Annotated in this window: 2 rRNA genes; both read right to left on the bottom strand. The window is 50.7% G+C overall.

Annotated features, from left to right (window positions below):
* Positions 1–115: 115 nt before the first annotated feature.
* A 5S ribosomal RNA gene (gene rrf / locus GGR95_RS18650) occupies positions 116–230 on the bottom strand.
* 83 nt (positions 231–313) lie between these two features.
* Positions 314–3150, bottom strand: a 23S ribosomal RNA gene (locus tag GGR95_RS18645).
* Positions 3151–3425: the final 275 nt, after the last annotated feature.

Genomic DNA, 3425 nt, shown 5'->3' with positions numbered 1-3425 from the left:
TTTGTTGATGTTATTTTGTTGTTTGAACGAATAAACGCCGCGCAGGATGAGCTGCGCGGCGTTTATATTTATAACATTGTCTAGAGAGATACGTTATATTTGAGGAACTTATTAGGTTTGGCGATGACCTACTCTCCCACGCCTTAAGACGCAGTACCATCGGCGCAGTAGCACTTAACTGCCGGGTTCGGGATGGGACCGGGTGTATTGCTTACGCTATGATCACCAAACCAAATAAATTCCTCAACTATCCAAGTCAGTACGCTGATTGTGTGTGTATGCTTTTGATCAGTAAGTCTTACTTTTACTGGATCAAATCAAGCCTATCGAGCCATTAGTACCAGTCAACTGAACGTGTTACCACGCTTACATCTCTGGCCTATCGACGAGGTAGTCTACCTCGGCTCTCAGGGATACCTTGTTTTGAGGGGGGCTTCCCGCTTAGATGCCTTCAGCGGTTATCCTGTCCGATCATAGCTACTCTGCACTGCGGCTGGCGCCACAACAGATCCACCAGTGGATCGTTCACCCCGGTCCTCTCGTACTAGGGGCAACTCCTCTCAAGTATCCTACACCCACGGAAGATAGGGACCGAACTGTCTCACGACGTTCTAAACCCAGCTCACGTACCTCTTTAAACGGCGAACAGCCGTACCCTTGGGACCTGCTCCAGCCCCAGGATGAGATGAGCCGACATCGAGGTGCCAAACACTGCCGTCGATATGGACTCTTGGGCAGTATCAGCCTGTTATCCCCGGCGTACCTTTTATCCGTTGAGCGATGGCCCTTCCACTCGGGACCACCGGATCACTATGACCGACTTTCGTCTCTGCTCGACTTGTCAGTCTCGCAGTCAGGCTGGCTTCTGCCATTGCACTCAACGACCGATTTCCGACCGGTCTGAGCCAACCTTCGCGCGCCTCCGTTACAATTTAGGAGGCGACCGCCCCAGTCAAACTACCCACCACACAGGGTCCCGGATCCGGATAACGGACCGCGGTTAGACATCAAGCAGAACAAGGGTGGTATCTCAAGGGAGGCTCCACGCAGACTAGCGTCCACGCTTCAAAGCCCACCACCTATCCTGCACATGTTCGGCCTAATGCCAGTGTGAAGTTGTAGTAAAGGTGCACGGGGTCTTTCCGTCTAACCGCGGGTAACCGGCATCTTGACCGGTAATTCAATTTCGCTGAGTCTATGTTGGAGACAGCGGGGAAGTCGTTACGCCATTCGTGCAGGTCGGAACTTACCCGACAAGGAATTTCGCTACCTTAGGACCGTTATAGTTACGGCCGCCGTTTACCTGGGCTTCAATTCAGAGCTCTCACCCCTCCTTTTAACCTTCAGGCACCGGGCAGGCGTCAGACCCTATACGTCGTCTTACGACTTCGCAGAGCCCTGTGTTTTTAATAAACAGTCGCCACCCCCTGGTTTGTGCCCCCAGCCTCTAGTTGCCTAGAAACCGGGCCTCCTTCTCGCGAACTTACGGAGGTATTTTGCCGAGTTCCTTCAACATAGTTCTCTCAAGCGCCTTGGTATTCTCTACCTATCCACCTGTGTCGGTTTAGGGTACGATCTAACGATGGAGCTATTTCCAGGAACCTCTAAGCAGCCCATTCAATCCGATAAGGATGAACTACCCTCGAGATCCGTCACTTCCATCTGGCCCAGGAATATTAACCTGGTTCCCATCGACTACGCCTTTCGGCCTCGCCTTAGGGGTCGGCTTACCCTGCTCAGATTAGCTTTAAGCAGGAACCCTTGGATTTTCGGCGAGAGTGTCTCTCACACTCTTTGTCGCTACTCATGTCATCATTCTCACTAGTGATCTCTCCACGGGATCCCTCACAGGCCCGCTTCACAGAAAGCTCCTTGTGTCTAATCCCACCCGAAGGAGGGTAAAGACACATGGAACTATGTCACACTACGCTCTGCTACCATGCAATAAATGCATCCTAAGCTTCGGCTCATGGCTTGAGCCCCGTTACATCTTCGCCGCAGGACAACTTATTTAGACCAGTGAGCTGTTACGCTATCTTTAAAGGATGGCTGCTTCTAAGCCAACCTCCTGGTTGTTTTGGTCGTCCCACCTGCTTTCCCACTTAGCCATGAATTAGGGGCCTTAGCTGTAGGTCAGGGTTGTTTCCCTCTTCACGACGGACGTTAGCATTCGCCGTGTGTCTGCCGACTAGTACTCCTCGGTATTCGGAGTTTGGTTAGGATCAGTAAGCCGGTAAGGCCCCATTACCCATCCAGTGCTCTACCCCCGAGGGTATTCGGTCGACGCTCTACCTAAATAGATTTCGCAGAGAACCAGCTATCTCCGAGTTTGATTGGCCTTTCACCCCTAGGCACAGCTCATCCCGATCTTTTTCAACAGATGTGGGTTCGGTCCTCCAGTTAGTGTTACCTAACCTTCAACCTGGCCATGCCTAGATCACTCGGTTTCGGGTCTGATCCCTCAAACTCATTCGCCCTATTAAGACTCGCTTTCGCTGCGCCTACACCTAACGGCTTAAGCTTGCTTGAGAGACCAAGTCGATGACCCATTATACAAAAGGTACGCTGTCAGGCCGCAAGGGCCCTCCAACTGATTGTAGGCGTTCGGTTTCAGGTACTGTTTCACTCCCCTCGTCGGGGTGCTTTTCACCTTTCCCTCACGGTACTGGTTCACTATCGGTCAGTAAGGAGTACTTAGCCTTCGAAGGTGGTCCTCCGATCTTCAGACAGAATTTCACGTGTTCCGCCCTACTTAATACGTCCAATCATGCTTCTTATACGGGACTATCACCCACTTTGGTTGCGCATTCCAACGCATTCTAACCACACTCATGGCTCGGCTGGTCCCCGTTCGCTCGCCGCTACTAGGGGAGTATCATATTGATTTCCTTTCCTCCGGGTACTTAGATGTTTCAGTTCCCCGGGTTTGCTTTTCTAAACCTATGTATTCAGTCTAGAAATACCTGGTTTACCTCATTATTAGCTGCCACCGAAGTAGCAATAATAACAAAATATCAGGTGGGTTGCCCCATTCAGAAATCCATGGATCAAAGCTTATTCTCAGCTCCCCATGGCTTATCGCAGAGTATCACGTCTTTCATCGCCTCTTACTGCCAAGGCATTCACCAAACGCCCTTTTCGCGCTTGATTTGATCCAGAAAGAGAAAGACTTGCGTCAATCGTATCACACAGAAGCTGGTAAGAAACTGTGCAAACTATTCCCAGATCAAAAACATACATAACTGCTACAAACCCGTGCGGGAATGTAGCTTTTTCGAGTGGCCTTGCGACCACTCCGGTTAGTGTACTTGACTTGGACATCACTGCCTTTTCAGATGGCAAACACTCACGGGATCGAGGAAACAATCCATGGCAAATGCTTGTGATAGGCCTAAACCCATCACACCATACTGAGATCATCGCCA

It is taken from the genome of Sulfitobacter undariae (assembly GCF_014196805.1).
In the GTDB taxonomy this organism is placed as follows: domain Bacteria; phylum Pseudomonadota; class Alphaproteobacteria; order Rhodobacterales; family Rhodobacteraceae; genus Sulfitobacter; species Sulfitobacter undariae.
This window is presented reverse-complemented; position numbering and strand designations above follow the sequence as displayed.